The sequence below is a fragment of the Actinomyces qiguomingii genome (assembly GCF_004102025.1).
Classification (GTDB): Bacteria; Actinomycetota; Actinomycetes; order Actinomycetales; family Actinomycetaceae; genus Actinomyces; species Actinomyces qiguomingii.
The window spans coordinates 1,370,517-1,394,730 of the sequence record NZ_CP025228.1 but is presented as its reverse complement, the minus strand read 5'-3'; the positions used below and the strand labels follow the sequence as shown (position 1 = coordinate 1,394,730).

At 67.1% G+C, this 24,214-nt stretch carries 17 protein-coding genes; 5 read left to right on the top strand and 12 right to left on the bottom strand.

The window, feature by feature from the left end:
• Positions 1–71: 71 nt before the first annotated feature.
• From CWT10_RS05715 to CWT10_RS05705, 3 genes are read right to left on the bottom strand one after another with little or no spacing between them, the layout of a single operon-like run.
• Positions 72–1,562 carry a DUF5719 family protein gene (locus CWT10_RS05715; protein ID WP_103063625.1) on the bottom strand — a complete coding sequence of 497 codons (1,491 nt, stop codon included), beginning with the start codon at positions 1,560–1,562 and terminating at the stop codon, positions 72–74.
• Positions 1,559–5,605, bottom strand: coding sequence for a glycosyltransferase (locus CWT10_RS05710; protein WP_103063626.1), 4,047 nt, complete (start codon positions 5,603–5,605; stop codon positions 1,559–1,561). Before CWT10_RS05710 ends, CWT10_RS05715 begins: the two co-directional genes overlap by 4 nt.
• Positions 5,602–5,850: a WhiB family transcriptional regulator gene (locus tag CWT10_RS05705; protein ID WP_275405338.1), complete on the bottom strand. Its 249-nt coding sequence runs from the start codon at positions 5,848–5,850 to the stop codon at positions 5,602–5,604. Before CWT10_RS05705 ends, CWT10_RS05710 begins: the two co-directional genes overlap by 4 nt.
• Before the next feature lie 362 nt (positions 5,851–6,212).
• On the opposite strand from CWT10_RS05705, the gene CWT10_RS05700 reads away from it, so the two are divergent.
• On the top strand, positions 6,213–7,052 hold the full coding sequence (locus CWT10_RS05700; protein ID WP_103063627.1) for a TIGR03089 family protein: 840 nt from the start codon (positions 6,213–6,215) through the stop codon (positions 7,050–7,052).
• A gap of 17 nt (positions 7,053–7,069) precedes the next feature.
• Here CWT10_RS05700 and manA read toward each other — a convergent pair whose 3' ends face one another.
• Positions 7,070–8,257, bottom strand: coding sequence for a mannose-6-phosphate isomerase, class I (manA, locus tag CWT10_RS05695; RefSeq protein WP_103063628.1), 1,188 nt, complete (start codon positions 8,255–8,257; stop codon positions 7,070–7,072).
• A 125-nt stretch (positions 8,258–8,382) separates the two neighbouring features.
• On the opposite strand from manA, the gene rfbA reads away from it, so the two are divergent.
• Both rfbA and CWT10_RS05685 read left to right on the top strand, forming a co-directional pair.
• Entirely contained in the window at positions 8,383–9,255 is an 873-nt protein-coding gene (rfbA, locus tag CWT10_RS05690) for a glucose-1-phosphate thymidylyltransferase RfbA (RefSeq protein ID WP_103063629.1), read from the top strand.
• Between the two features lie 452 nt (positions 9,256–9,707).
• Positions 9,708–11,153: a sugar nucleotide-binding protein gene (locus tag CWT10_RS05685; RefSeq protein ID WP_103063652.1), complete on the top strand. Its 1,446-nt coding sequence runs from the start codon at positions 9,708–9,710 to the stop codon at positions 11,151–11,153.
• 88 nt (positions 11,154–11,241) lie between these two features.
• Here CWT10_RS05685 and CWT10_RS05680 read toward each other — a convergent pair whose 3' ends face one another.
• Positions 11,242–12,699: a DUF2142 domain-containing protein gene (locus CWT10_RS05680; protein WP_128683307.1), complete on the bottom strand. Its 1,458-nt coding sequence runs from the start codon at positions 12,697–12,699 to the stop codon at positions 11,242–11,244.
• Positions 12,700–12,852: 153 nt separating this feature from the next.
• On the opposite strand from CWT10_RS05680, the gene CWT10_RS05675 reads away from it, so the two are divergent.
• Positions 12,853–14,175, top strand: coding sequence for a UDP-glucose dehydrogenase family protein (locus CWT10_RS05675; protein ID WP_103063631.1), 1,323 nt, complete (start codon positions 12,853–12,855; stop codon positions 14,173–14,175).
• Positions 14,176–14,344: 169 nt separating this feature from the next.
• On the opposite strand, the gene CWT10_RS05670 is transcribed toward CWT10_RS05675, so the two are convergent.
• From CWT10_RS05670 to CWT10_RS05650, 5 genes are all read right to left on the bottom strand, one after another.
• On the bottom strand, positions 14,345–16,405 hold the full coding sequence (locus tag CWT10_RS05670) for a glycoside hydrolase family 99-like domain-containing protein (protein ID WP_103063632.1): 2,061 nt from the start codon (positions 16,403–16,405) through the stop codon (positions 14,345–14,347).
• Positions 16,406–16,414: 9 nt separating this feature from the next.
• Positions 16,415–17,131: a rhamnan synthesis F family protein gene (locus CWT10_RS05665; protein WP_233188228.1), complete on the bottom strand. Its 717-nt coding sequence runs from the start codon at positions 17,129–17,131 to the stop codon at positions 16,415–16,417.
• 113 nt (positions 17,132–17,244) lie between these two features.
• On the bottom strand, positions 17,245–17,511 hold the full coding sequence (locus CWT10_RS05660; protein ID WP_103063634.1) for a methyltransferase: 267 nt from the start codon (positions 17,509–17,511) through the stop codon (positions 17,245–17,247).
• Positions 17,504–18,805 (bottom strand): ABC transporter ATP-binding protein, encoded by a 1,302-nt coding sequence (locus tag CWT10_RS05655; protein ID WP_103063635.1) that lies wholly within the window; start codon positions 18,803–18,805, stop codon positions 17,504–17,506. The genes CWT10_RS05660 and CWT10_RS05655 overlap by 8 nt, the downstream gene beginning before the upstream one ends.
• A gap of 1 nt (position 18,806) precedes the next feature.
• Positions 18,807–19,637, bottom strand: a complete 831-nt coding sequence (locus CWT10_RS05650) for an ABC transporter permease (RefSeq protein ID WP_103063636.1) — start codon at positions 19,635–19,637, stop codon at positions 18,807–18,809.
• Positions 19,638–19,848: 211 nt separating this feature from the next.
• Between CWT10_RS05650 and CWT10_RS05645 the strand changes: the two genes are divergently transcribed.
• Positions 19,849–20,751, top strand: coding sequence for a glycosyltransferase family 2 protein (locus tag CWT10_RS05645; protein ID WP_103063637.1), 903 nt, complete (start codon positions 19,849–19,851; stop codon positions 20,749–20,751).
• A 31-nt stretch (positions 20,752–20,782) separates the two neighbouring features.
• On the opposite strand, the gene CWT10_RS05640 is transcribed toward CWT10_RS05645, so the two are convergent.
• Positions 20,783–23,053 (bottom strand): lysylphosphatidylglycerol synthase domain-containing protein, encoded by a 2,271-nt coding sequence (locus CWT10_RS05640; protein WP_103063638.1) that lies wholly within the window; start codon positions 23,051–23,053, stop codon positions 20,783–20,785.
• The gene (locus CWT10_RS05635; protein WP_103063639.1) at positions 23,050–24,213 is read right to left on the bottom strand and encodes a glycosyltransferase; all 1,164 of its coding nucleotides are present in this window, start codon (positions 24,211–24,213) and stop codon (positions 23,050–23,052) included. The genes CWT10_RS05640 and CWT10_RS05635 overlap by 4 nt, the downstream gene beginning before the upstream one ends.
• Between the last annotated feature and the right edge of the window lies 1 nt (position 24,214).

Here is a 24,214-nt window from a genome sequence, read left to right as displayed (position 1 = left end):
CTCCCACACTAGATGATCCTCGGCGCTTGACGTCTTGACCGCGTTGGCCCGTGCTCGTCCTGTGTGGAGCGTCAGTGCAGCAGAAGGCTGCGGGTTGCCTGGGTAAGTGCATCCGGAACCGTGGGCACCACGGATATGAGCGTGCCGGGCACCTGGCCGGAGGCCTCGGCGGTGATCACGGCGGCCGCGCAGAAACGACTTCCACTCGTGCCGGCGATCACCAGCGCCGAGACTTCTTCGGGAACCTCGGGGGTCAGTGTGGTGGCGGCCGGGACCTCGATCTCCTTGGTCCATTGCCCGTCGACTGATGTCAGAGTGATGGCGGTGGCGGCCTGACCGGAGTTGGTCAGTAACAGGGTCGCGCTCAGACCCTCGTTACGGGGCAGGGCCAGCATCGACCCCTCCGCGGCGTCGGCGGCGGAGGCCTGCACCCAGGCGGTATCGTGGGCGAGGGCACCGGAGCGTTCGGGATACTCCCCCGCACTGCGCACAAGCCGGGCGGCGGCTGCGACGGCGACGTCGGAGGTCACGTGCACTGCGTAGGCACCAGGATCGACGCCCGCCAAGGAGATGTCGAACACGGCGCCGGGATCCACAGTCACGGCGGTGGCGCCGGGCAGCTCCTGCTCACCGTCCGCACCGATCAGGGAGATCGAGACGGTTGCGGGGGCACCCGCAGGATTGACCACGCGCACGGCCGGTGTATCGGAGGATGTGGCGCCGGCGACCTCCGTCTGGCCCTGATCGGCGGCCTCGACGAGCACCACACCGGGGATGGTCATATCCCTGGCGGGCGCGGCACCGGCGGTGAGCACGTCCACTCCTGCGGGCGTTTCCCCGTCGAGTGACTCGGTTACCAGTGCCGCGATCAACTGGCCGCCATCCGCCTCCACGCTCAGGGCCAGACGATCGTCCAGCGCTCCGGCGGCCTCTAGCAGCACCGAGGCGGTTTTGCCAGCGGCGACGGAGACCTGCCCGGAGGACGGAAGCGTGAGTTCGCCGGTGGAGCCATACAGGTGGATAGTGGCGGTGACGGTGGTCACGCCGGGGTTGGTCAGCCGCAGCTCGGACGACGATCCGAGGGCGGCCGACCCGCCGACGATCCAAGCCACGGAGGCGGGCGGGGTGCAGGGGGTGGCGGTAAGTCCGCGCAGGTCGCCGCCGGCGGTCACGGTGGTGACCTGGCCGATAGCACCGGAGGATGTACCGGCGGGCGCCTCAACGGAAAGCACGCCGCCTTCGGCATCCTCCAGCGTGGTGGTGACCTGCTCAAGCTCGGTGCCGCCGTAGCTGAGGGTAGAGTCCGGTTCGAGGGCGGTGATGGTGGTGGATGCGTTCGTTTCAGCGAGGTCTACGCCACCGATGGTGTTGCCCGGCCCGGCTGGGCAGGCGTAGATGGAGTCGCCCGAGGGCGCAGACACCGCCGTGGCAGTCACATCCCGGCTGGAGGCCCGGGGGGTGCCGGTCCCCCACCAGGTCAGAGCCACGACGGCGGCCAGGACCAGGAGCGCCGAGGCGACACGACCGACTACGGCGAACAGTTTACGGCGGGAGACGCTCATACGATGCTCCTCCTGCGGCGCAGGGGCAGGGCGAAAAGGATGGTGATGAACCAGACGACCTGGATGCCGCGGGCGGCGATGGCGCCGAGGACGGTGCCGTGGGTGACGACTAGTTCGCCACCGTCAGCAGGGACGATGAAGGCCGCGCGCCAAGATCCGGCCGCATCGGTGGCGGTGGTGGTCTGCAGGGTCCGGCCGTTCAGGGTGGCCCGCCAGGCGCCGTCGTCGCGCTCGGCCAGTAGGAGGAGACGTCGCCCGGAGCCCGCGTTAATGGTGGTACGAACTACGGTGCGGCCGGTGGCGGCGGCAGGAACGGTGGTGGTGACGTCGGCATCGATAAGCACTACCCGGGCGGATTCGGGGGCACTGGCGGGGGCTACGCGCCAGGAGGTGCCGGAGTCGGTGCGGGCCAGCTGCTCCAGGCCGGGGGTGGCTTCCAGGCCGGCGCGCGTGGACGCGGTCAGGTCGTCACCGGCGGCCTCGTTCAACAAGACGACGGCGACCCCGTGGGCGGCCAGGGCATCGGCAAGGGCTTCATCCTGGCCGGCGACGGCACGCACCACGAGGTCGGCCAGCTCGGCATCCGCCGGATCGGTCAGGACCGTGGTCAGCGCGTCAGCGGCCTGCGTCGCTTCGGTTGAGGTGGCCGCCGGCGCGAGGGTTTCCGCGCTCACGCGTGCAGTGAACTGGGCAGTCAGCACGTCGGGCGTCGTATCGGCCAGCTGGGCGCCGTCACCGCGCCAGATGCGCACACGCAATCCGGATTCGGTCGCGGTCAGCACCAGGACTCTTCCGGCAGCGGAGGAGGACTGCATCTCCGCTGCGATCACTGGTATCTGACTGCCGGCCGGTCGCAGCGCCATCACGTCGGCGTCGGCGCCGGCGGCGGTGGAGGTGCGTGCAGTAAGGGCCCAGGCCCCGCCCACGGTCAGTGGGGCAGCAACCGCCAGGACGCATACGCCGATCAGGCCCAGGTGCGCCCGGCGCCGCCAACCGTGGGCGCCGGCTGGCACAGCCGCATAGGCGGCATCCCCGGCGGCTAGGGCCGCGGCGAGCAGACCGGCCTGAGCGAAGGAGACGCCGATGCCGGCCCAGCCGGTGACGGTCACGGAGCCGGTGCCGTCACTCAGAGTGCCGACTGCGGTGATGACGCGTGTGGCGGCGGCGGCCAGGCCCAGCCCGCCCAGGGCTATCAGGAATCCAGCCCGGGCCCGGTTGCCGCGGTGACCCGCGGTCAGTAGGCCGCAGAGGGCGGCGGCGGGTAGGACTGCGAGCAGCATCTTGGCGGTCAGTGCAATGGCCGGGTCGGCGACCAGGGACTCGACGTCTACGGGCATGCCCAGCAGGGTCTCTATGGTGCTGGGCGGGGCGGCGGTGATGGGCAGGCCGGCGTCGGTGAACAGGTAGCGCAGGGCCTCGCTTGCCTCCGCGGCCTGGGCTAGCCGGAGGGCGCGCCACCAGGCGGGGATGGCGGTGGCGACCACCGGCACGAGCGTGAACAGCAGCCGCAGGGCGCTGCGGCGCTCACACACCGCCAACAGGATCAGGCCGATCACGATCGGTGCGGCGGTGACAGGGGCGGCGGCGACTATGACACTGAGAAGAAGCCCGGCCACGGCGGCGGCGGTGGGTGAACCGGGTCCGTAGCTCTCCGGGGTGGGCGGGGGCGCCGCAGCGGCGGGAATTGCAGAGCCATGGGACTCGGCGTCGTCGGGATCAGTCGTCTCCGAATCGTTGGCCTCGGAGTCGGATGCAGCCGCGGCGGCCTCAACACCCTGCGCAGCGGTGGAGTCCTGGGGATCCTGCTCCGGGGTTCCGGGGCCCCGGGATGCTCCGGTGTGCTCCGGATCGGCGGCTTCGGGCTCCGTGGCAGGTTTCAGAACGGGGGCATCTGGATCGAGCATGGCCGCGTCCGCGACGGCGTCGGAGTACACGGCGATCACGGCCTCCTCGGAGACTCCGGTCGCGGTGACCTCCGCATCATCGGCGGGGTTCGCGGCTTCGGCCTGGTCGGCCAGTTCGGCCAGATCCTCAATACGGGCGGAGGCGAACTGGTCGAGTTCGTCCTTCTCCTGCTGGCTGGCATGACGGGCGCCAACCATTCCAGATACGACCACGTCGCGGCGGTCCGCCCCCACGGCCCGAGCAAGCGCAGTCAACGCCCACGGCAATGTCAGGTGCACGATTACGGCGGTTAGCCGCCCCTGCCCGACTCCCAGCAGCAGCGCCGGCGCCAGCGCCCACACGCCGGCAGCCCAGGCGCGCAGCAAGTTGTTGCGGGTCACGGTGCCAGCGGCGTACCAGGCTCCCAGGGCTGCCAATGGCAACGCCAGAACCAGCATAATGTGCACCAAGGCGTCGCCGTCGATCCCAAGCCATGATCCGACCACCAGGGGCGGGACGAGTGCGGCCAGCAAGGGATTCAGCGCCGCGGGGTAGCCATCGCCGGAAGCGGCCCAGGTGGACCAGGCGGCGTCCCACAGCTCGCGCCAATCGGCCCCCAGGCCGGGCAGGGCGCCACCGGTCACCGCGCGGGCGACCAGGACCTGCGAGAGTCCCACTGCGCCGAGGGCTCCCACCACCAACAGGATGCCTGCTAGGGTGACACGCCGACGCCTGGTCAAGACGGCCAATTCGCGCAGTTCCAGTTCACTGCGAGCGGCCTCGCGGGCGGCACGCTCACGCTCCTGGCGACGCCGATCACGGCGCGCGGCGCGGATGTCGGCGGCGCTGATATAAAGCTCGGCTAGCACGGAGCGGCGCACGGTCTGGTGTTCCGCCAGACGTTTGCGTCCGCGGCGAATAGTGGCACCTGCGCGGGCCACCGCAAGCGCAGCGGCCATCTCATCGCGGGCCAAGGCAGGCGTCTTAGTCAACAGTCGCCAGGAGGCGCGCGCCAGCCCGAGCAACACAAACCAGGCCAGCAGGACCCACACCGGCCGGGCGGAGAAAGTCGCCCATGCGGTGAGCTGGGCGATGCGCCGGGCACAGAAGGACCGATCCGGATCGGGTTGGGCAATGGCGCTGGCTGGCGCCGGATCTAAGGAGCTTCCCGAGCGGTGTCCGCGGCCGAGCCGGTGCGAGTCACGGGCCTGCTGCGCCGGACGCAGGCCCAGGTAGCCAGCGCGCCGGTGCCGGATGACCGCATTGGGCACCACCACCACGCGGTGCCCGGCGAGGCGCACGGCCCTGGACAGTTCCAGGCCGTCATCGAAGACCGGGAAGGCGGGGGAGGTTCCATCAAGCTGGTCCCAGATCACGCGGTTGATCAACGCCCCGGCAGTGCCGACGGCGAGCATATCGGAGCGGTCGTCGTGCTGGCCCTGGTCGACCTCCCCCTCAACGACGTCGTTGGCGCGACGGGCGGAAGCGGTTGTGCGCAGGCCCACCTCCAACAGCTCGTGTGGTCGGTCCCAGTCAACCTGTTTGGGACCGGCCAGGGCGACGGAGCGGGCGGTGTGGACGGCTGCGAGCAGGCGCCCCAGGCAGTCCGGCTCGGGAGCGGAGTCGTCGTGCAGCAGCCACAGCCAGGCGCCGTCGGAGTTGTCGGCCGGGGGCACGTCGGTGCTGGCGACGCGGCGGACCTCGGTGTCAGAGATCGGTGACATGGCACCGGTTGGACCGGTGAGCTGTCCGGATGATGTCATGGAGCCGTCCGCCGAGCCCGCACTGCCGGAACCGGAACGGTGTTCGGCATCTGTACGACGCCGCTTGCGGTTGCCCTTGGCGATCAGGTCGGCATATTTGTTCAGTCCGCGTTTAACGGCGTCGCCGAAGCCCGTTGCCTCGGGGGCGTGCACCACGCGCACGGCGGCAACGGCGTCGACACCGGAGTCCAGCACCGCCTCCTCTATGGGAGTGCCGTCGCCGAGCCCGTTGGCGCGCGAAGCGACGTCCACGATCAATAGCACATCCGGGGCCACGACCTGATCAGCCAGGGCCCGCAGGGTTCTAGGCAGATAAGGGGTGACCCCGGCTGAAACAAGGACCGCGAGGGTTCCGCCGGGGGCAGGCTGCTGTGTGGCGCTTCCCGCCCGACTCATACAGCGCGCCGTTTGAGCTTGCGCCGCTCGCGCTCTGACAGTCCTCCCCAGATCCCGAAGCGCTCGTCGTTGGCCAGAGCGTACTCCAGGCACTCCTCGCGGACTTCACAGGAGGCACACACGCGCTTGGCTTCGCGGGTGGAGCCTCCCTTCTCAGGGAAGAAGGCCTCCGGGTCGGTCTGAGCGCACAACGCGCGCTCCTGCCAGGCCAGCGGGCCCTCATCAGGATCGTCGTCGCCGAGCAGAAGGAGGAGCGCCTCGTCGTCGGCGTCATCGGACCGCTCGAGCGGCCCGTCGCCGAGGATGTTCCACACGATGGCTTCCCTTCAAGATACGGACGATGTCTATGTAGAATTACACGGCTGTGAGCCGCTGTGAGTCAAGCCGGGGCTGAGAAATTCACTCAATCGCGACGGCCCTCACACCGTCACGCACACACGGGTCCCCACAGCGGTTTTCACGCGGCGTGACGCGGCCCGCCCGGCCACGCCGGAAGGACACCACAGCAGTGTCAACCTTCTTCATGACAATTTGCTGAGGAAATTCTGAGTGTCAGGGTTGGGGCGTATCACTTCCGCCGGCTCGGCGGCTCTGTCAGGATCCGGGTGTGAACCAAGACCCAACCGACGCGCTGACCTCACTGCTGCCCACCGCCACGGACTCCGACCGCCCCTGGCTGGTGTGGTACGCACCGGGTGAGCGCATGGAATTGACGGGGCGTGTGCTGCACATGTGGCAGTGCAAAATCGCGAATCTGCTTGTTGAGGAGGCGCTGGGCGCCGATCTCCAGGCGGGTCTACTCGTGCACCTGGACACGGGCGTGCACTGGCGCACGATCACTTGGAGCTGCGGAGCCTGGTTGACCGGAGCAGCGGTGACCTTCACCTCTTACACCGATGCCAAGGCCCGGATCCTGCCCGCGCAAGGGCGGGCCCGCCATGTGGATGTCTCGGTGGCGTTCACCCCATCGGGACTGGATGCCGATGCCGAGGTGCAGGTATTGGTTCCACGTGAGTCTCTGGCGCTGCGCCGGCCCGGCCCTGCGCCGCCGCTGACGCTCGATGGTGCCGCCGACGTCGCCTCCCGCGCGGACTGGTTCCCCGCCCGACCGTTCGACGGGCATAGGGTGGCGATCGTGTCAGACCCTGCGGCGCCCGTTAACGTCCAGGCGGGCGCGGAGCTGTCGCGCAAGGCGCTGGCCACCGGCCCGAATAGTTCCACTCCCGCGGCGGACGGCACCGATCTTGCCGTCCCGCGGACAGCAGGTGGGGACCTCCGCCATGCGGGAGGTGCCGTGCTGGTTAGGGCCGTTACGCCCCTGGAGGCGGTACGCGGTGTGCTCGCCGCGTGGCGAGCCGAACGGGCAGCGGTCCTCCTCTCCCCCGAGGCCGACCCCGATCTGGTCCGGTCGGCCGCCCGCCAGGAGGGCACCGAAGCGGATTGTTGAGAACGCCGCCACGAACCCTACGGCACGTCGGCCTGGACCACCGTGCCCTCCCCCTGCACGGCCAGGGTGCGTTCGTCGGCACCGACGAATAGTGCCTGTCCGCGGACCAGTCGTGCCTGCCCTGCCGGCGTGGTAATTGTGGTGTCTCCCTCGGTCGCCACCACGATCCGCGGTCCCCGGCCAGGCACCTGCACCCGCCCATCGGAGGGGACTACGGTGGTCATCAACAGTTCGAAGTCGTCCACGGGCGCGTAATAGGCGCGGGTGGCACGGGACAGATACTCGGGGGCCGGACGCACCGGTGGCGCCGCCACGTAATCCACGCAGGCCAGCATCTCCGGCACGTCCGCGTGCTTGGTGGTCAACCCGGCCCGCAGCACGTTGTCGGAGGAGGCCATCACTTCGATGCCCATGCCGGTTACGTAGGCGTGCACACTGCCCGCAGGCACGAACAGCGCCTCCCCCGGGCGCAGCGTGACGGGATTGAGCAGCAGTGCCGCGGCCACCCCCGGATCTCCGGGGAATGACCTCCACATGCTGATCACGTTGGAGTCCACCCGCCGCGACGGCGAGGCGCCGGCGGTAAGGCGGGCGTCGATCTCGGCCACCAGCGCGGCAGTGTCCTCCGCATCCGGTCGGGTGGCAGCAGAGACCAGATCGGTGAACACCTGCCGGATCCCGAAGCGCGTCGGGTTCAGCCGCAGGGTGCGGCGCATGCGTCTGGCCAGCGGGGAGCGCAGTTCCGCCAGCACCTCGGCCGCACGCCGCGGCGCCCGGAAACCAGCGACTGCCTCGAAGTGAGTAAGCGCCAGCACCATCTCCGGCTTGTGGTTGGTGTCCTTGTAGTTGCGGACCGGACTGTCCAGGGGGACGCCGGCCGCATCCTCCAGCCCGTACCCCTCCACGGCCTGCTCCAGTGAGGGGTGCACCTGAAGGGAGAGTACCCGGGCGGGGGCGATCAGCTTGAGCAGGAAGGGCAGCTTGGGGCCGAAGCGGCGCACCACGTCCTCGCCGAGTAGGCGCTGCGGATCGGAGTCGATCAGTGCCGCGAGCGTGCCCGTCCCGGCGCGAGTACGCCCGGCGGGGTGGGCGCCGAACCACTGTTCGGCCCACGGCTCGCCGTCCGTAGCGACCCCGAGGAACTCCGGGATGGCCTCGGGCGATCCCCAGTCGTAGCGCTGCCGCGCGCCCTCAAGTCGTTCCATGAGCGCCAACGGTAGCCGACGCGCGGGCGGCCGCGACGAGCCCGCCCGGCCACGCCGGCGGGGTTCACATAACGCATCCGGCGCTTTTGCGGCGGGATTGGCCTCGAATGAGCCACACTGTGCCCATGCGAGGAATCATTCTGGCCGGCGGCTCCGGCACACGACTGCACCCGATCACTCTGGCAACCTGCAAGCAGCTGCTGCCGGTGTATGACAAGCCGATGATCTATTACCCCCTGTGCACCCTCATGCTCGCGCAGATCGAGGACATCCTGGTCATCACCACTCCCGGCGACGAGGCCACCTTCAAACGGCTCCTCGGCGACGGCTCCCAGTTCGGCGTGAACCTGGACTACAAGGTGCAGCAGGTCCCCAACGGACTGGCGCAGGCCTTCGTGCTGGGAGAGGAGTTCATCGGCAACCAGCCGGCCGCTCTGGTGCTGGGAGACAACATCTTCTACGGCACCGGCCTGGGCACGCGCCTGCGTCGAAACACCAGTCCCGAGGGTGGAGTCGTATACGCCTACCAGGTCGCAGACCCTACCGCCTACGGCGTGGTTGAGTTCGACGCCGATTTCAAGGCCATCTCCATTGAGGAGAAGCCCGACCATCCCAAGTCCGACTACGCCGTGCCCGGCCTGTACTTCTACGACAATGACGTGGTGGAGGTCGCCAAGAGCCTTGAGCCCTCGGCACGCGGCGAGTATGAGATCACCGATGTCAACCGCGCCTATCTGGAGGCCGGCCGACTCAGCGTGGAGGTACTTCCTCGCGGTACCGCCTGGCTGGACACCGGCACCTTCGACTCCTTGGCCGACGCCACCAGTTTCGTGCGCACAGTCCAGCACCGGCAGGGAATGAAGATCGGCTGCCCGGAAGAGGTCGCCTGGCGCATGGGCTTCATCGACGACGACGGCCTGCGCGAGCGCGCCGAACCGCTGGTCAAGTCGGGCTACGGCCAGTATCTTCTCGGACTGCTCGAGCGTGTCCGGCACTAATGCCGATCCGCACCGCCGCGCACCGGGCTCACTGTTCGCCCGCTAATCGTGCACGATGTATTTCACGCCCGGTCGGGCCCCACACCGTGGTCTCGGGCCCGACCGGTGTAGCGCAGGTGGAGCACCAATAACTGGACCGCCTGGCTGCCGATGGACCGCCTGGCTGCCGTTGGACTGCCTGAAACGCACTTTCAGACGGTCCAACCGCAGGAACGCGGTCCAAGTACGGGGCCGGCAGCCGACTGGGACCACACCCTAAAACCCGAAGAGCCGGATAAGCCGGTGTGGGCGGGAACCGCTTGGACTGCTCCGATCCACACCCACCCAGCCCGATAGGATTCGGGCGACACACCGGGCGGACCACCGTGTCGCGCTACCGCCCGACCACACCGATCTTAAGGAGTCCCGTGACCGACGCCGCCGCCTCCCCAGCTCCGATTTCCGCCGCCGACTTGGAGCTGCTCAAGCCGCTCGGCGTGCAGACCACCCCGATCCCCGGCTTCCTGCGCATCGACCTGACCGTGCATGGAGACAACCGCGGCTGGTTCAAGGAGAACTGGCAGCGGGAGAAGATGACCGCCCTGGGGCTGCCGGACTTCGGGCCGGTGCAGAACAACATCTCCTTCAACGACGAAGTCGGAGTCACCCGCGGCATCCACGCCGAGCCATGGGACAAGTACGTGTCGGTGGCCACCGGTCGGGTCTTCGGCGCCTGGGTGGATCTGCGCGAGGGTCCCACCTTCGGAACCGTGTATACCGCCGAGATCGATCCGTCGGTGGCCGTGTTCGTACCGAGGGGCGTGGGTAACGCCTACCAGACGCTGGAGCCCAATACCGCCTACACCTACCTGGTCAACGATCACTGGTCGCCCGACGCTCAGTACACGTTCCTGAACCTGGCTGACGAGACCGTCTCCGTGCCCTGGCCGATCCCGCTGGAGCGCGCGATCCAATCGGATAAGGACCGCGCCCATCCGCGCCTGGCCGACGTCGTCCCCTTCCCTGCCGATGACGCCGCAGCCTCAGCGCCGGTGCACGCCGGGCGCGTACTGGTCACCGGCTGCAAGGGCCAGCTAGGCCGTGAACTGATGAAGCAGCTGCCCGAAGCCGGCTACTGTCCCACCGGTGTGGATCTGCCGGAAGTGGACATTTCCGACGCCGAAGCCATGGCTGCCTGGGACTGGTCCGCATACGACGTCATAATCAACGCGGCTGCCTGGACGGACGTGGACGGAGCCGAGTCCAGTGAGGGGCGGCGCCAGTCCTGGCGGGCCAATGCCACCGGCCCGGCCAATTTGGCCCGTGAGGCGGCCCGCCACGATCTGACCCTGGTACACATCTCCAGCGAGTACACCTTCGACGGCGAATCAGAGCCCCACACCGAGGCCGAGGCCCCCAGCCCGCTGGGCGTGTACGGTCAGTCGAAGGCGGGCGGTGACGCCGCCGTCGAGGCCGCCCCCAGGCACTACCTGGTGCGCACCTCCTGGGTGGTGGGCGACGGCAAGAACTTCGCCAAGACCATGGCCTCGCTGGCGGCCCGCGGCATCGCCCCGAAGGTGGTGGACGACCAGACCGGCCGCCTCACCTTCACCACGGACCTGGCCGCCGGCATCATCCACCTGCTGCGCACCGGCGCCGAATTCGGCACCTACAACCTGTCCGGTGAGGGCCCCGTGGTGTCCTGGTGCGACGTTGCCAAGCGGGTTTTCGAGCTGGTGGGCCACAGCGCGGAGGAGGTCACGCCGGTGACCACCGCCGAGTACTATGCGGGGCAGGAGGGCATCGCCCCCCGCCCGCTTCGCAGCGCCCTGGACCTGACCAAGATCGAGGCGACCGGCTTCACCCCGGGCAACTCCATGGAGCGTCTGGAAGCCTACGTGCCCACCATCGAGCTGTGAACGATTGCGGGCGGGCGGGCACGTGGGCGGCCTGAACCGACACACGCTTCAGACCCGGACCTAGACACCATGGGGATCGCCCGTGCAGTCAATCACCTAGCGCCGGCCGCCTCATCCCCAGCACACCGATGCCTATGACGGCGCCTACCCATATGGCCAGTGCCGCACCGAGAAGCGTTGAGGCCGCCATCGGCCAGGTGATGAATCCCCCACCGGCGTTCGTGGCCTGTTGGCCCTGCTGCCACCACCAGGGTACGAACAACGCCGCCCACGCCACGAACCAGGCTCCGGTTAGTATCCCGGCAAGTGGACGCGGCCGGGTCAGACCGGTACCCATGAGCACCGCTAGGGCGACTAGTGCGGGCAACAGGTAGCGCGGATGCAGGCCGCCTCCGCCGGCCGAGTACTTCAACTGCATCACCAGAATCAGTGCGGCTTCAACCGCTAGCAGGCCGGTTACGGCCGCATCCGTCCAGGTAGCACGCCTGCGCACAACCGCCACGGCCACCGCTAACAATCCGCCCAGCGCTGGCACCCCGATCACAAGCAGCCCGATCCCTCCCTGCGCGGGGACCGGAACGAACAGTGACAGCAGTCTCCGCCAGGTTTCCGGCTGCGAGGCGAGTTCCCCCATGGAGACGCGCACGGCATTGAGGTGCTCCGCCGCCCAATCGGGATGGCCTCCGGTGATAGTCCCGGTCAGACGCAGATTGCGCAGGTAGAACCACCCGCAGGACAGCAGCACCAACACGCCGATGGCAATGGCCTTGGCCAGCCCGGTCCACCTCCCCCACCGGTCCCTGTTGGCGCCGCGGACCATTCCCTCGGCCGCGACCGCCGTCAGGCACACGGCAACAACAACCATCAAAGACAGTCTGGTCAACAGGGCCGCACAGCAGGCGGCCGTCAGCAGAAACCATCGCCGCGATGAAGGACCGGACCGGATGAACCTACAGGCAACAGCAATGCACGCCGCCATCAGCGCCGTCGCCAGGGTGTCGTTGTAGACGGCCCCGGCAACTCCCAGCATGGAGCAGCACAGCGCGGCAATCAATGTGGCAGCGGGGCCGAGCAGGGCATTGCCGGGAAAGGCCGACCTGGCAGCGCAGCCGACCAGGGCCACCGCGGCCGCGCCCAGCAGGACGTTCAAAGCGCGTCCGGCCATCCCGGCAGTAAGCACCCCTGCGGTGTCGGTCAGTGGCCCCGCCAACGGGGCCATGAGCAGGTAAAACAGCGGGGGGTGCTGTGAAACCGCCTGCACGGACAACGGCGACTTGGGCCCGGCTCCCGGGATGACGGGACCTTCGAAGAAGTCGGGCCAACGCCCGTGCCAGAGCTGGTAGGCGTAGTCGAGATGGTTGGCCTCATCGGCGCTGCCGAACAGCGGAATGAGCAGTGCGCGCCCCGCGGCGCACAGAACAAACCCCATAACCACCAAGCCTTGGATCCCACCGGGCGTCCAGCTGTGCAGCAGTGCGAGCCCTGCCGCACAGCGGTCTGCGATACCGTCGTCAGGATCCTTGACCCGGGGCGTCGTGCGATTCACCGGGCCACAGTAATCGGAACGGGGTCACCACGTGGCCTCAGTCACGCAAACGTGATCCGGGCTCCGTCTCTGTGGGCAAGGAATCCGGAAACCAACCTGCCTTTGGGACCCGACACGCAGCTAAGACCCTACTGCGTCCGCTAGCCTTCCAGCATGCGCCTTTCCGTAATTGGTTGTGGGTACCTCGGTGCGGTTCACGCCGCCTCAATGGCCGAACTGGGCCACACGGTCGTCGGTGTGGACGTCGACGCCCACAAGGTCGAGCTGCTCTCCCGGGGCATGGCCCCCTTCTTCGAGCCCGGGTTCGAGGAGGTTCTGCGGCGTAACGTGGATGCCGGTCGCCTGACCTTCACCACCGATTACGCGGCGATCGCCGGCGCACAAGTCCATTTCATCGGGGTGGGCACCCCGCAGTTGGACACCGGTGCCGCAGACCTGACCTACGTGGATGCGGCCGTTGAGGCCATGCTCCCCCACCTGGGCAAGTGCGCCGATCGTCCCGAGATCGTCGCCGGCAAATCGACCGTACCCGTCGGTACCGCTGCGCGCCTGGCCGAGTCGATCGCCCCCACGGGTGCGACACTGGTCTGGAATCCGGAGTTCCTGCGCGAGGGATTCGCGGTCAAGGACACACTCGATCCAGACCGCATGGTCTACGGGCTGCCGGCTGACGAAGACGCGGCCGTCAGCGCGCAGGCAGTGCTGGATGACGTGTACCGCCCCATACTCGAGAAGAACAAGCCCCGACTCGTCATGGATTATGCGACGGCGGAGCTGGTGAAGATCTCCGCCAACGCCTTCTTGGCCACCAAGATCTCCTTCATAAATGCCATGGCGCAGATCTGTGACGCCGCCGGCGCCGACGTGACTGCCCTGGCCGGCGCCATAGGCCTGGACGACCGTATCGGTAAGCGCTTTCTGCGTGCCGGTATCGGCTTCGGCGGCGGTTGCCTGCCCAAGGACATCCGCGCCTTCCAGGCCCGCGCCGACGAACTGGGGGTCGGACGGGCGCTCGGATTCCTCGCCGAGGTGGACAGGATCAACGACGCCGTGCGCCACTCGGTGGTGGATACCGCTCGCCGCATGCTCGGGGAGGACCTGGCCGGCAGGCGGGTGGCGGTGCTCGGGGCCGCCTTCAAGCCGGATAGCGACGACATGCGCAATTCCCCCTCCCTGGACTTGGCCGCGGAGTTCGCCGAGCTTTCGGCATCCGTGGTGGTTATGGATCCGGCGGCGGGCCCGATTCTGGCGGCGCGCACGGACCTGCCGTACCAGATCACGGAAAGCATCGAGGAGGCCCTAACCGGTGCGGACCTGGTGGTGCTGGGCACCGAGTGGAAGCAGTTCACCACTTTCGATCCCGCCAGAGCGGCCGAGCTGGTGTCCCGCCGCAACGTGATCGACGGCCGCAACTCCCTGCCGCGTGAGGCTTGGAAGGCCGCAGGCTTCACCTACGCGGGGATCGGACGGCGCTGAGCAACCTGGTTCAGCGGCGTATCTGCGCATTGGGCGGGAGTGTATCGGGCGCCTGCCAGCGCATCGGTATGAGCGCACGGCGGCGGAACCCAGATGCGCACCGCCGCCGCAACCCGTCCCGGCCAAGTCCGCATCTTCAACCGGAAGGACCTCTGCCAGGGCCCGTTGCTCAGCTCCAGACGGCGTCGCGCAGCGCGAGCAGGAATGTCCGCCCGAAACGTGTAGTCGGCTCCAGTACGGCGCTTTCCGCCCATTCGTTCCAGGCGTTGATGAAGACCACGCGCTGCTGCGGATCCCGTGGCATTACCGAGTCGATCAGACCCGCCACCCAGCGTCGGAAGGTGTAGGGGTTCGAGCCGTACCATGTGTCCGCCGTCCATTGGCGGCGCGCGGCGTTATCAAAGGCGACCATCGCCCCGGGGTACTCGTTGTCCGCAAGGTTGCCGGACATGGCCAACGAGGCCTTCACGGTTTCCTGGTAGCTCATGAAATTCCCGCGCCAGCGTGAATCGAGTCCGACCTCAGTCGCCGGGCCGGCCACCCAGGGAAGATTATGCGGCGGGAACTGGAGCGTTCCGTCAATGCCGGTGTCGGACCCCAGTGCCTGAATGCCGTCGAACTCCTCTGCAACGGCAACGGCAAGCACGTACAGCTCACCGACCCCGGCCTCACGCGCCCGCTCACGCCACACCTTTACCACGTCGGGGAAGTTGCTCATCTGCGCAGGCCGGTACACCGCCAGCACGGCCTTGCCGGCTATACGCATGTAGCGGGGGTCGAGGAGGAACTCCATGACATCGTCGATGAAGGTCTCCGCCGGCACCTTGGTGTAGTCCTGGCCCACGAGAATATCGGCCGCCCGTCCGTCCCAGCGGCGCGTCCAGTTCTCATTGGCCCACATGATGCAATAGGGCTGGTCCAGGTCGCTGGCGTGCAGCCGCTCGATCGGCACGTGCAGCAAGCGCTCTCCGGAGAACCAGTAGTAGTAGTACATGAAGCCGGCGACGCCGTGCGCGCGCGCAAGCTCGGCCTGCTTACGGCGGACGTCGTCATCAGCCAGGTCGTAGAAGCCCAGCTCTGTGGGAAGTTTTGGCTGGTAGTGTCCCCGGTATCCGGGGATGGCCGCGGTGACGTTGGACCACTCGGTGAAGCCCTGTCCCCACCAGCGATTGTTCTGCGGCGAGTCATGGAACTGCGGCAGGTAGAACGGGATCACCTGCGCACGCGCGTGCCGTACCGCTCCACGCTCGAAGCGCCTGTATGCATCGGTCTCGTAGGCGCCTTCGCGGTCGAGCTCACTCACCTCCGCCATTCGCAGTCCCGCCTCCTGGGTGAGGATTCCCAACAGACGTTCGACGGCGTGCGCGGTGGTGGCGTCCACCTGCCCGTTCTCCTCATCGAAGTCCGCGGCCTGCAAGTTGAGCGCGCGCAGACCCTGCAACACGAAGCCGCGGATCCAATACATGGAGCCGGAGGCGAAACGCAGCGAATCGGGGTCGTCCAGCGACATCTCCAGCCGGCGCAGCAGTTGCTGGACTATGTACCGATCACCGCCCCAGAACTCCGCACCGACTATGCAGTCCTCCGCCGTAACCAACCCAAGTGAGGAGTCCGAGGCGAAGGCGTTGAGAATCTGCTCCACACGCTCGGCGCTTCCCAGAAGGTCGGACAGCAGCTGTCTCCTCCAGCCGGCGCCGTCACCCGCGAGTTCGGCATGGTCCTCACGCCAGGGACTGCGCTTGGTGTGAACCTTGAGCACTATGTCATAGGGGTCCAGCAAACCGGCGTTGACCAGTTGAATGGTGGGAAAGATGTCCCGACCGTGGTTATCTACCTCGACTATGGACACATGACCCAGGCGGGGCAGCCTGTTGCGCGGCACGGTGATGGCCTGACCGGAGGCATTGGTGATCAGGACGTCGAAGTCGACCGGAACTGCTGCTAGCGCCTGGAACAGTTCATCCATCAGTTCGGGATAGAAACAGTGGATGACCACCGCGACCCGCGCCGGCGAGTCGTTGACCAACGAGTCGTCCACTCGCCAGTGGTCGGGAAATCCGGAGTTCTGCCGACCGCCCAGGCGAGATACATACTCGTTGAAGTCAGCGCAGTGCCGACTCTGATAGCCGTGTATGTTCCCGGAGGCGACGAGATTCGCCAGGGCGTTTCGCCCCCTGGCGGCGAAGTAGCTCGCCCGACGCACAACGCCGGTCTTGGTGACTTTAGTCATCGCATATCCTTACCACTCGTCGACGTCGGCCCCGAACCGCCGCCGGATGTACTGAGCCGCCTCGGCCGCCTCGGCCTGGGTGGACGGGTGGGTCATGATCGTGCGCTTGAGGAACGGAAGACCCGACTCGATGAGATTCTTCCAACCGTCGACGGTGGGGTTCCCGTAGGGCACACCCACTTCCGGACCGGTGACCCACACCTCCGTCGAATAGCACTCGGAGAAAGAGGTTCGCGACACGCCGATCTCATAGGAGCGCACCACTTCATCCTTGCCCCGTTCCACCCGCACGGCGTTGAAGAAGTCCCGCCAGGGCCGGTCCGCCAAGATTCCTCCGCGGAAGGCCAAGAAGTAGCTCTGTATGTGATAGGCGAACTGGTAGGACGCGGTCAGGCCGCGGATGTCAGGACCGGGCTCGGCGGCCCACTCCAGCAGCTCGTCGATGGGGGCAAAGGGCCCCAGCAGGGAGTCATTGGTGAGCAGCACCGTCTCGGCGTGGCGCAGCTCGGGAAAGCAACCCAGCGCCGTCGCCCATGATCCGAAGTCATATCCGAGGTTCGGGCGCCGAACGATCAGGGTGTCTTCCGGGACTCCGGCGGGAAACTCCAGCGGTTCGGCGGACTCGCAGGTGGAGATGACCACGGTGGCGTAGCCGGCTGCGTCCAGCCGGCGCAGGTACTCCGAAAGCGACCGGGGTTGGATCGGCCCGACGGAGAACTGGGCCACCAGCGCCACCCGTTGTGAGCCGACGACGACGCTGGGCCGGCCGCGTTCAACATGAACACGGCCGCGCGATACCTCCGATACCAGCGGACCGCGGCCCCGCAACCGCGGGCGCATCACCGCAGTACCCCCCGCAGCCGCGCCTTAACCGCACGCACCGGAGCCGTCAGCTGCCAAGAGGAGGAATGCCGCATCACGTCGAGCTGCTCCCACGCACCCGCCACCACGCGGTTGGCTCGCCGCAGCTCCTTCTCAAGCTCCTCGTTGCGCAGGGACAACTCGGCGATCTCGTGGCTCATCTTGCGCAGTGTTGCGCGCAGCTGACGGATCTCCTCGTCGCGATCGGAAGCATCATGCACCGAATCGGCATTCTCACTAGTCATTGAAACGGCCCTTCTCCGGCGCGGACTGCCCCGGTCGCTTACTCCACTGGCCCGGCGCAAGAGTAACAAGTCCGGGTTCGTCCATCGTGCGGTCGGCGCGAATGATCATCTCGGTGCGTCGGTCAGACAGGTCATAGATCTGGCCGTCCCTGACGAAGCAGGTGGTCAGCCACAGCCGTCCGGGCTGGAATACGACCTGATCGATGCTGTAGTCGATGAACGAATCCCCACGGTAAAGCGTGTACAGCGTCCCCGCCGCCCGGGAGTTCGGCCCCGCGATGGTCACCCCGCCGTCGGTGGCGAAGCCCAGGCCCAGTTCAACATCATGCAGGTCCTTCTTGGCACGCACGTGCACACGCAGCGTCAGCGGCTTACCGTAGGTGATGAACGGCAACTCCTCTCCGTTCTCATCAAGGAACTCCACGCCCGTCATGCGGCAGTCCCCGTTCCCCTGGTTGAGCTTGTACTGATCGTCCTCGGGGAACTCCTCCTCCGGCTGTTCCTGCAGGCGCTGGGCGGCCTCCTTCTCGTTGACCGAGCTCAGGTAGGCGGAGACGACCTCGTCGGCGTCACCGATCATCTGCACCTTGCCGTGGTCGAGCCAGACCACCTCGTCACACATCTCGGTGGCCAGCGACAGCGAATGCGTCACCAGCACGATGGTGGTGCCACGGTCGCGCAGCTGGCGCATGAGTTCGAAGCACTTGCGCTGGAACTCCTCGTCGCCTACGGCGATGATCTCATCGACCACCAGAATCTCCGGCTCAATGGCAACGGCCGTGGCGAATCCCAGGCGCACCGTCATGCCGGATGAGTAGACCTTGACCGGTTCGTCGATGAAGCCGCCGATGTCCGCAAACTTCACGATCCAGTCGATGGACTCGTCGATCTGCTTCCTACTGCGGCCCAGGATGGCGCCGTTGAGATAGATATTCTCACGGCCAGTGAGTTCCCCGTGGAATCCGGCACCCACCTCCAGCAGGGCGTCGACCTTTGCGGAGACCATGACCTCGCCGTCGTTGGGCCGATACACACCGGCGAGGATCTTGAGCATCGTCGACTTGCCGGATCCGTTGTGCCCCACCAGGCCGAAGGTTATGCCCTTCTTGACCTGGAAGCTCACGTCGTCCAGCGCATGGAAGACGTGGGTGTCCTGCGATCTTCCGCGTACAAAGCGCTCCTTGAGGGAGTCGCGCCTGTCGGCGTGCAGCGTGAAACGCTTCGACACGTTGCGCACCTCAATGGCGTACTCCTCACCCGACTCGGCAGATGTCGGGGCAGATGCAGCGTTCACCTCAGATCCTCTCTCCCAAGTCGGCACCCCAGCGGCGGGAGACCCAGACGGCTCCGATAAGGGCCGCGGCCGCCCAGCCGCAGCAAGCCAACCAGTCGGTGAGCGCACCGGGCTGCAGTGAGTACACCAGCGACCGGAACAGACTGATGAACTGGGCCATCGGCATCGCCTGGACCAGGTCGTGTGCGGGAAGCCCCCACACCGTCTCCGGCACGATATCGGCGTTGTAGATGATGGGGGTGGCGTAGAACATGAGCTGAAGGAACACTCCCACCAGATGGGCGAGATCGCGCACGTAGATGTTCCAGATGGCCAGTATGACGCTGACGGCCCCGGTGAATGTCACCAACAGCGCCAAGAAGGGGACGAGCAGCAGCCAGGTCCACGAGATATTGGTCAGCAGTGCCAGAACCACCAGCAGCAAACCGACCTCGATCACCGACTGGACGCCGATCGCCAGGCACGATCCGAGCACCGCCGAGTATGCCGGGAAGTAGACCTTTTGCAGCAGCCCGCCGGAGCCGAGCAGGCCGTTGATGCCGGCATTGATGGAGTTCTGGAAGAACCCCCATATGGTCAGGCCGGCGAACAGCCATACGGCGAAGATCCCGATGCCTTCGTGACGTGAGGCGATGGTGGCCGGGACCATTTTAAACAGGCCGCCGAATATCAGCGTGTAGATTCCCAGGGAGGCCAGCGGAACCACCAGCGACCAGAGCCAACCCAGAACCGTACCGTTGAACTTCGACTTCAGATCACGCTGCCCGAAGGCACTGATGAGATCCCACTCCTGCCAGAACGGCTTGACGGATCTCACGTTGGTTTTGCTCATGCGGTCCTCACTTGCCTCTGGGAGGCTCCGGGGGCACATGCGAGTCACCGGGGCTCGCATACGGATGTCGGCTGGCGGCAGACCATGCCACCATACCCGGTGGGCAGGACACCCCGCAGATCGGACCCGGTGATCTGTCCCGCAGGCCGCCGCCCACCCGGCTATGTGCCCGGTCTATGCTACTGCCAGATTCATCCAGGAGGTCCCACGCATGTCGATCGTCGTGGCGGTGGTCGTCACCTATGAGCCGGATCATGAACTCACCGGCCTGTTGAACGACCTGGCCGCACAGTGCCGGCATGTGCTCGTGGTAGACAATGGCAGCTCACCGGCATGCCTGGCACGTATCACCGCGGCGGTCACGCAGGCAGGAGCCGAGCTCATAGCCCTGGGGAGCAATCGCGGCATAGGGGCCGCACAGAACGTCGGCATCGCCAGGGCGCGTGAACTAGGGGCCTCGCACGTGCTGCTGTCAGATCACGACTCCCTGCCCGCGCCGGGCATGGTGGACCGCCTGCTGGCCGGATTCGATTCCGCCGGGCATGTGGCCGCCGTAGGGCCGTTGCCGGAGGAGGACCGGGCGGGCGCCGATCAGCTCGTCTATGTGTCCCGCACCTGGAAGCCGGGGCGCGCAACGCGCGAGGAGTTGAACTGTGATCGGCTCGAGGTAGCCTTCCTCATAGCCTCGGGATGCCTGATCCGCCTGGAGGCGCTCGAGGCCATCGGCGGGATGGATGAGTCGCTGTTCATCGACCATGTCGATCTGGAATGGGGCCTGCGGGCGCGTAATGCCGGGTACAGGCTGTTGGTAGTCCCCGCAGCGAGGCTGAATCACCGTCTGGGGGACGAGGTGGTCATGCTGCCCGGACGGTCACAGCCGATTCATGTTCATGGGCCTGCCCGCAACTACTTCCTGACGCGCAACACGATCACGTTGATTCGCCGATCCGGTCTGATGCCGAAGCGCTGGCGCCTGCGGTACGTCTACTGGCTCATCAAATACGTCGGCTTCAATTCCCTGCTCCGAGACCGCGGGCCGGAGCGGCGGCGGATGCTGCTGCGCGGGGTACGTGACGGCATGCGCTCACGCTCAGGCGCCCTGCCGTCTCACTGAGCGTGCCGTCTCACTGAGCGTCCAGCGGCGCTCAGGGGATCCGGCACAGTCCCGCCACGTCGGTGAATACGCCCAGCAGTACCACGGCGCACACGCACCAGGTGACTACGCGCCCGGGTACCCGCACCGGTCTCAGGAGCAAGCCCAGTACCAGCATCGTCAGCGGGATCAGGGTGATCCCGTAACGTGCCGAGACGCTGGGGAAATAGACCTCTTCACGCATCCAGGACTGCGCCTGAACAAACAGAACCACCATGACCGGTCCGATCGCGGCCACGCCGGCCACCACGCGCTCTGAGCCCCGCAGAACCACCAGCCCACAGAACGGAATCACGGTCAGGGCGAGTCCGACCACATCGATGAGCAGGTTCCCCTGATAGGTAGACACCGGGGCGCCCTGCCAGGCGCCGGCCGTGTAACCGAATACATGCGTCAGTGTTGGCAGCCACTCGTCGAAGGGCAGGCCCACGTAGTCTGTGTTGTTCTGCCCCAGCACCAGATTAACCCAGTCCGGAGGCGTATTGGCGGTCACATATCTGCCCCAGGCAAAGGTGACCGCTCCCCCGCCGACCACACCGGCACCCACGGTCAACAGTGGCCGCCACCAGCCCGCCTGCCCGCGCACCAGCCGAATGACGGCGATCACCCCCAGCAACGCCAGCACGATTATCAGGGCGGACAAGGAGATGGTCTTGACCAGTCCCGTGCAGGCACCCGTGACCAGCGCCAGTGGTGCGGCCGATCGCCCATTGAGCTCCAGGGTCAGTACCAGCGCGGCAAGCACCCCCAGGATGAGGAAGGGCGCATCGGTGGACACGGTGGTGGCGACCATGAGGGTGAAGGGATTGGCCAACAGCATCAGGGTCGCCGGAGCGGCGAGTTCACGGGCCACCCCCCATAGTCGTAGCAGGGCGTAGACCATCCCCATGCCCACCGCCACCAGCACGGCGCAGGACAGCCGCATCAGCGTCACGGCGTCCAGCGCGGTCAGTGCAACGCCGATCCTGGTCAGCAGGGCCACCGCCGCGAAGAAGCCCGGTGGCTGCCAGGCGTTGTAGTTCTCCCTGATCACCTGGAACTGGGAGAGATCATCCACTCCGCACGCGGGGAGCTTATCGAGGACATTCGCCTGCTTCCGGCAGGCCCACTCCCCCAGGGTGAAAGACGTGTAGGTGTCACCCCGATGCGGCAGCTCACCGTGCATAATCCGCCACACATAGTCGATATGTGTGGCCTCATCCACAGGACTGATCTCGGTCACCCGCATCAACTGCACGGCGGCGACGGCGATGGTGACTAGTCCTATCGTCAGGGCGATCCCCAGATCTGTCCTCCAGTGCCGCCATGCGCCGAGCCAACGCGGCGTGACGGCTCTGCGCTCCCGGCGCGCAGCGATGATCCCGGCACTGCCCATGGCCAGATCGGCGATTGTGAGAACCGCGCGCGAAAGCAGCACCACGGCGACTACGCCGCCGGTGGTCAGCGACCCCGCCAGGACCAGTGCTAGCACGCCCTCACGCACTCCCGCACCGGCGGGAACGAACACGATCAAGAAGCCCACGGTCCAGGCCATCGCGTACCCGCCTACGCACAGGGCGAGCGTGGTCAGGGATCCGGTCATCCCCAGGCCCACCGCCAACAGCCACACCTGAATCCCGGCGACCATCCAAGCAACGAGGGTCCAGGCCGTGCAGGCGCCGATGCCGGCCCAGCTGACCGGATGCTCCAGCGGCGGCCTCCCGGCGAGCCGGAACACACGGGCAAGCAGCCGGTTCAGCACCGGGGGCAGCAACACGATGACGAAGGCGGGCAGCGTCCAGCTCACCCAGCCGTAGCTCTCGCGCAGCCGCTCGGAGGCGAAGGGCATGATCGCCACGGCCAGCGCCGTACCGGTGACGATGGAAACGACAACGGTCACCGCCATAACGGACACGGAACGTCGCCGGGGGATGTCGTGATCCGCCCCCAACTCGGCGGCGGCCACGATATTCCACACTCCGCCGGGCAGGTACTTGCCCAGTTGGGATACGAAGAACACGCGGAAGGCGATACCCAGTGGCACCGTGGTGCCCATGTCGGCCAACAGAACCCGCCAGGCGAGCATGGTCAGCAACACGTATACGACCCCGGCAGCAAGCGCCCCCAGCAGCAACAGCGGATTCATGCCTACCACGACGGGCAGGATCTCGTCCCATTGCGATACGACCGCGTACACGGCCAGTACCACTACCAGTGCGAGGAACCCGACGCGCACTGGCGTGGATCGCAATGTCGCCATGGCCTTCCCCGGGATCGCGCTCACCGACTCGCCTCCTCGATTTCCGCGTGCTCCAGCGCGGCGACCAGCGGAGCGACGGCCCGTTCAGGCACGAAGGCTGCCGCCGCGGTCCTCGCCCGCTCCCGGGCGCCACGTAGCGCCACCGGATCAGTTGCCAGATGCTGCAGGGCGTCCGCTAGGGCACGAGCATCACCCGGTGGCACTAGGACCGCACCGTCGCCGAGCAGGCGTCGCTGCGGGACGGTGTCGGAGGTGACGACGGCACATCCGGCCGCCAGCCCCTGGAATACCTTGTTAGGGACCACGTCCAGTGCCTTGTCGGTGGTGCCGACGATGCCGAGACAGACATCATGCTCGGCAACCACGCGGGGCAACTCGGCGGAGTCCACCCAGTCACACCACTGAACCATCCGCTCGGCCGGACAGCCGGCCAGTATCTGTTCGCATTCGGCACGATCCTGCCCCGAGCCAATCAACAGGACGCGCACCGGGGCGCCCCGCTCGGCGAGCAGGCGCAGGGCGCGTGCCATGTACGGAGCCCCCTGAAGCGGGGTGAAAAGCCCGAAGAAGACCACCGTGAGAGGACGATCCGCCGCCCGGCGGCCGTCGTCGTCAATGCGCGCCGCGGCGGCGCGACGTCCGGCCGCATACCAGGAGGCGGGGGCACCGACCGGGACGATCACCCCGCGGTGGGCGATGTCGGCGTCCAGCCTGGCGGCGTGCTCAGCGGTGTCCAGGACCACCACATCCGCGCAATGCGTAGCCAGGCGATCGAGGACGGACAACACACGTGCCTTGCTCCCGCCCTCTCCCCGGTCTCGAGCGGTGCCGGAGGCGAAGATCAGGTGGTCCAGAATGATCGTCGTCCGCGGGTAGAGCACACGGGCCAGCAGCACGTCAAAATGACCCATGTAGCCCACGAGCAGGGCGTCGGGGGCGTGAGAGCCGCGATACCGGCGGCTGCCTGCGGCCAAACGGGACCAGCGTGAAGCCAGCCGCCCAGCGAGGACGGGCAGACGCCATGGCTGCTTGAGCATCGCGACTCGTTCGGCGGTGCTAAGCCCCAGCGGCCGATCCAGCTCAAGCACCTGATTGCCGGGGGTACGGCGCAGGCCTTCCAGAAGCACCTCCACGCGTGGGTGCGATGCGACGTCGTAAGTGCCGAATCCCAGGATTCTGCGCATG